Origin of the sequence: Nocardia farcinica, from assembly GCF_029867845.1 — a bacterium.
In the GTDB taxonomy this organism is placed as follows: Bacteria; Actinomycetota; Actinomycetes; order Mycobacteriales; family Mycobacteriaceae; genus Nocardia; species Nocardia farcinica_A.
This window is the reverse complement of sequence record NZ_JARWRU010000880.1, coordinates 1-4,806: the sequence shown is the minus strand read 5'-3', so window position 1 is coordinate 4,806 and position 4,806 is coordinate 1. Positions and strand designations below refer to the sequence as shown.

Annotated in this window: 6 protein-coding genes; 3 read left to right on the top strand and 3 right to left on the bottom strand. The window is 72.0% G+C overall.

Features of this window, described 5'->3' with window-relative positions:
• Window positions 1-58: 58 nt before the first annotated feature.
• The gene (locus QH283_RS19260; protein ID WP_280504381.1) at window positions 59-730 is read right to left on the bottom strand and encodes a histone deacetylase; all 672 of its coding nucleotides are present in this window, start codon (window positions 728-730) and stop codon (window positions 59-61) included.
• Window positions 731-781: 51 nt separating this feature from the next.
• On the bottom strand, window positions 782-1,489 hold the full coding sequence (gene lexA, locus QH283_RS19255) for a transcriptional repressor LexA (protein WP_280504382.1): 708 nt from the start codon (window positions 1,487-1,489) through the stop codon (window positions 782-784).
• 271 nt (window positions 1,490-1,760) lie between these two features.
• Here lexA and QH283_RS19250 point away from each other — a divergent pair, with 271 nt between their 5' ends.
• The 3 genes from QH283_RS19250 to nrdR all read left to right on the top strand — a co-directional run bounded on the left by QH283_RS19250 (window position 1,761) and on the right by nrdR (window position 4,246).
• The gene (locus tag QH283_RS19250) at window positions 1,761-2,291 is read left to right on the top strand and encodes a hypothetical protein (protein ID WP_280504380.1); all 531 of its coding nucleotides are present in this window, start codon (window positions 1,761-1,763) and stop codon (window positions 2,289-2,291) included.
• A gap of 118 nt (window positions 2,292-2,409) precedes the next feature.
• Window positions 2,410-3,660, top strand: a complete 1,251-nt coding sequence (locus tag QH283_RS19245) for a hypothetical protein (protein WP_280504379.1) — start codon at window positions 2,410-2,412, stop codon at window positions 3,658-3,660.
• A 115-nt stretch (window positions 3,661-3,775) separates the two neighbouring features.
• Window positions 3,776-4,246, top strand: a complete 471-nt coding sequence (nrdR, locus tag QH283_RS19240) for a transcriptional regulator NrdR (RefSeq protein ID WP_280504378.1) — start codon at window positions 3,776-3,778, stop codon at window positions 4,244-4,246.
• A gap of 54 nt (window positions 4,247-4,300) precedes the next feature.
• Here nrdR and QH283_RS19235 read toward each other — a convergent pair.
• The coding region (locus tag QH283_RS19235; RefSeq protein WP_280504377.1) for a DUF3418 domain-containing protein at window positions 4,301-4,806 on the bottom strand (506 nt) is incomplete at its 5' end.

The following is a 4,806-nucleotide window of genomic DNA, read 5'->3' as shown; positions in this document are numbered from 1 at the left end:
ACTTAGGGGGCAATACCCGGGCACTGGCGCACAAAACCCATGTACCCGGCCCAATTTCTCACCTCCCGTCCCCCGGCGCGCCGGTTTGGGGGGCGCCCAGGCCCTCCGGGGCCCCGGCCGGCGCCGCGCCGGGGCGGGTGGCCAGGTACTCGGCGATGCGGGCTCGCGGCCAGCGGTGCGATTCGGCCAGTCCCGCGGCCAGATGACGCAGGTAGGCGGCCGAGGGCGGATTGCCGGGCAGATCGGTGTGGCGCCAGGGCGCGGTGCAGGTGAGGATCGGGTGCCCGTCCAGGTCGCCCGCGTGCACCAGCGTCTCGTAGCGGCCGGGGCCGAGCGCGGCGCGACCGGTGGCCAGCACGGCGCTCAGGTCGAGGTCGGCGCCAGGCGGACGGTACATCTCCTGGGCCACGATGTCGGAGAACTGCTCGACGGTGAGCAGATGGGCGCGAGCCGCGGTGCGTCCCGGCGCGTCGGGACAGTAGAAGGCCCGCCCACCCGTCCAGGTCAGGGATTCGGTGGCGAAGTACAGCACGCCGGGCAGTTCGACGCCGACCGAGCGGGCCGGGTCGCGGGGATCGCGAGCCCCGGGCAACGTGATCGCCCCGCCGCGCGGACAGCCGCCGGCCAGATAGCAGCGCAGGCGGTCCAGATGCATGTTCGACCCGTAGGAGGCGTACCAGACCAGCGCGGGTGAGCCCCGGCGCTCCTGCGGTGCGCTGCCGAGGGACATGGCCGGCCTCCTGGCGCGGCCGGGCACCTGCTCCGGTGCCCGGATGGCCGCTCAGACCTTGCGGATGACGGTGACGACCTTGCCGAGGATACGGGCGTCGTTGCCGGGGATGGGATCGAACAGCGGGTTGTGCGGCATCAGCCAGACGTCCTTGCCGTCGTGTTTGAACGTCTTGACCGTGGCCTCGCCGTCGATCATCGCGGCCACGATGTCGCCGTTCTCGGCAACGTTCTGCTGGCGCACCACCACCCAGTCGCCGTCACAGATCGCCGCGTCCACCATCGACTCGCCGACCACCCGCAGCAGGAACAACGAGCCGTCGCCGACCAGCTCCCGTGGCAGTGGGAAGACGTCCTCGACCGCCTGTTCGGCATGGATCGGCCCGCCCGCGGCGATCCGGCCGAGGACGGGCACGAAGGTGGGAGTGGGCCGGGCCGGGTCGGCGGAGGTCTCGCCGGGCTCGGGCGCGCCGCCGGGCAGGGCGGTCACGGCGCGCACGGCCTCGTCCAGGCCGCGCACGTCCCCCCCGCGCGGCCGGTTAGGGTCGCGGCGCAGATAGCCCTTGCGCTCCAGGGCGCGCTGCTGGTGGGCCACCGAGGAAGTGGAGGTCAGGCCGACGGCGTCGCCGATCTCCCTGATGCTGGGCGGATAGCCGCGCTCGCTCACCGACGTGCGGATCACGTCGAGCACCTTGCGCTGACGCACGGTGAGTTCGGCCCCGTTCCCGGCCGGGTCGGCGGCGACCGCGCTCTCGTCCACCGTGTCGTCTGTACGGCTCACCACTGCCCGCCCTTCCCGTCGTCTGTCGTCGTGTCCGAATCTAGTCCGGCGGGGGTGATTCTTCAAACATCCGTTCGACTCGCGTCGGGGTTTGGTCGTGACAGCGCGCGGCGAGCGTGCTAGAAACATTCGAACATACGTTCTGTCGAACATGTGAGCGAACAGTATGAGCGAGCCGCACCGGCGAACGTCACTGCCGCCTCGTCGTCTCCCGCGCCACGTCGTCCCGCAACCCACGGAGGTTTGGCCGATGAACCATCAGATGCGTTCTCCCGCACCCGCTTTCGTCCCGTCGTCCGAGACCGTCCGCGCGGCGCGGGCCGCGGGCGGCGCGGCGGGCTCCGGCCGGGGGGAGGTGTGTCCCGAGGAGTATCGCGGCATCGTCACGCCCTTCGGGGCGGCCTGCGCCGACGGCGGGCTCGGCGCCGCGGGTCGTGGACTGCCGCGGCGCGAGCGGAGGGGTGCCGGGCGCGATGTCCAGCGGGTGCGGCGGGTCGATCGCAGGCCGCTGGTCGGCAGGCCCGCGGGCACACCGGTCCGGTACGAACGGGTCCGGGTCGCGCCGCGTCGCAGCGCCCACCGGCCCGCCTCCAGCACGCCCGTCGAGCGCGCGGAGGTCGGCTTCGCCGCGCTGGCGGTGGCCGCGCTGGTCACCGCGCTGTTCGTCATCGCCATGCTGCTGCTCACTCAGTGGCGCGCGGGCGTGCCCGAGCCGCTCCCGTCGAGCGGGGGCGGTCTGACGGGGGCCGCAGAAATCGAACGTGTGTCATCTCTGCGATAGCGGGCGTGAGCGGGTATTCATCGGCAAAATCGACCGATTTCTGAAACGTGTTGCTACTGTGCTGCGGACGTAACCCAGGCAGTCCCGCTGCCGTGATCGACCCTCGGGGGCTCTCGCGATGACGCCGCGCACCACCGGATTCGCCGCACGGGTCTGCTCCGTGCTCCTGCTGTGTCTGTCCGTCCTCGTGGCCGGGCTGCCCTCGGCCTCCGCCCGGCCCGCTCCGGCCTACGCCGCCTATCTCGATCTGCCCAGCGTCAACGGTGAGGGGGAGTACGGCGGCGCCCTGCATCCGGCGCTGCCGCTGGACGAGCCGACGTTGCGCGCGGCGGTGGCGGCCGCGCGCGCCGACGGCGTCGAACCCGCCCGCTACGGCACGCTGCTGCACCAGTACTGGCTGACGGTCGCGCTCGCCAACGCGCAGATCGACCCCGTCGCCTGGGATCCGAGCCGCGGCGTCGCCCCCAACGAGCACACCTTCAACCAGGTCTACGTCAACTATCTGCGCCTGGCCGCGGCCCACCCCGGCTTCTACTGGGCCGGCCTGGCCGCGATCGCGGGCGGCTCCTTCGCGTCCGGCTTCTTCGACGCGGGCGACATCGGCCGCGTCCTCGACGCGCCGGGTGTGCACGCGATCGGCAACGCCGTGGCCGACGCGCTGGCGGGCACCCCCGCCGAACTGGTCGACGGGCTGCCCGCCGACATACGAACCCTCGTCACCCAGGGCGCGCGCCTGTCCGCGGCCGACATCGCCTGGTACCAGCAGCGGCTGATGATCATGCAGAAGCACATCTTCACCGACCTGGTCCCCATGCACGAGGCCTATCTCGCCGGTGGGCTCGCCGCCGTGGAGGAGCTGGCGCGAGCCGGTGTGCTCGACGCCGACCTGCTCGACGGCTGGCGCGCTCTCGACAGCGGGACCGAGCAGGGCCGCGTCGACGCGCTGATACGGATGACCGACCGCGAGCAGAACCACATCGTGGCCGACCAGTGGGACGTCACCTCCTCCGGCCGTGACGGCATCGGCCGCGTGCTCACCTACATCAGCACCCTTGCCGCCAAGCCCGGCGTGCCCGGTGTGCGCGCCCCCGGCGTGTTCGCCCCGGCCACCGTGCGCGCCACGGTCGACCGCCGCGAGATCGTGCTGCGCACGCCGCTGCCCGACTTCAACTGGGCCGACCGTGACACCCGCTGGGCCTACATCACCGGTGACCTCGTGCCACGGCACATCGAGCTGATGACGAACCGGCCGCTGGCGGCTGCCGTGCTCGGCGAGACGCACTGGCAGAAACTGGCGAACGGCAGGCTCGTCGCGCGCCTGCCCGAGCTGCTGGCCGATCTCGGCACGCAGTGGCAAGTGCTGTCCTGACTTCGGACGGGTAAACTCGGCATACTGCCTACCTGCCTGGACACGTGCTCGCCGGGCTCGGCCGCCCCACCGGGGCGACCGGATGCGAGGGGCACGCACGGACGAAGGACCTCGGATGCATTGCCCGTACTGCCGACACCCCGACTCCCGGGTCGTCGACTCGCGCGAAGCCGAGGAAGGTGCGGCCATCCGCAGGCGGCGTTCCTGCCCGTCCTGCGGACGGCGCTTCACCACGGTGGAGACCGCCATCCTGTCGGTGGTCAAACGCAGCGGCGTCACCGAGCCGTTCAGCCGGGAGAAGGTGATCCGCGGCGTGCGCCGCGCCTGTCAGGGCCGGGAAGTCGACGACGACGCGCTGAACCTGCTGGCCCAGCAGGTCGAGGACGCAGTGCGCGCCAAGGGCTCGCCCGAGGTGCCCAGCCATGAGGTCGGCCTGGCGATCCTCGGTCCGCTGCGCGATCTCGACGAAGTGGCCTACCTGCGCTTCGCCTCGGTCTACCGGTCCTTCACCTCGGCCGAGGACTTCGAACACGAGATCAGCGCGATGCGCGCGGCCAGGGCCCGTGCGGGAGCCGCCGCGGACTGACGACGCGGGCGCGCAGCGCGTTTCGCGCACCATTCGCTGATCGCGACCGTGTGATCAGCGGCGGACGGCCGCGATCGCCTTCTCGATCCGCTTGGCCGACACCGGATAGGGCGTGCCCAGCTTCTGGGCGAACAACGAGACCCGCAGTTCCTCGATCATCCACCAGATCTCGACGACCTCCGGTGCGGTGCGCCGATTCTCCGGCAGTGCGCGCAGCAGCCGGTCGTAGGCGGCCATCGCACGATCGACCTCGACCATGCCCTGCCGGTCCCGCACCGCCGACGCGGGCAGCGCTTCCAACCGCGCCCGCGCCGCACGCAGATAGCGCGGCACCTCGCGCAGCCGGGCGCTGCCGAACTCGGAGACGAAACCGGGAAACACCAGCTCGCCCAGCTGGGCGCGCACATCCTCGGCGATGTCGGCTTCCCTGGTGCCCGCCAGCGCGGTGGTGAGCCGATGCGCCTCGGCCAGTACCGGCACCACCAGCCGGACGAAGTCGGCCACCCGCTCGGTCATGCGCGGCCGCACGGCGGCGAGCAACTGCTGGAAGCGCTCGGGAT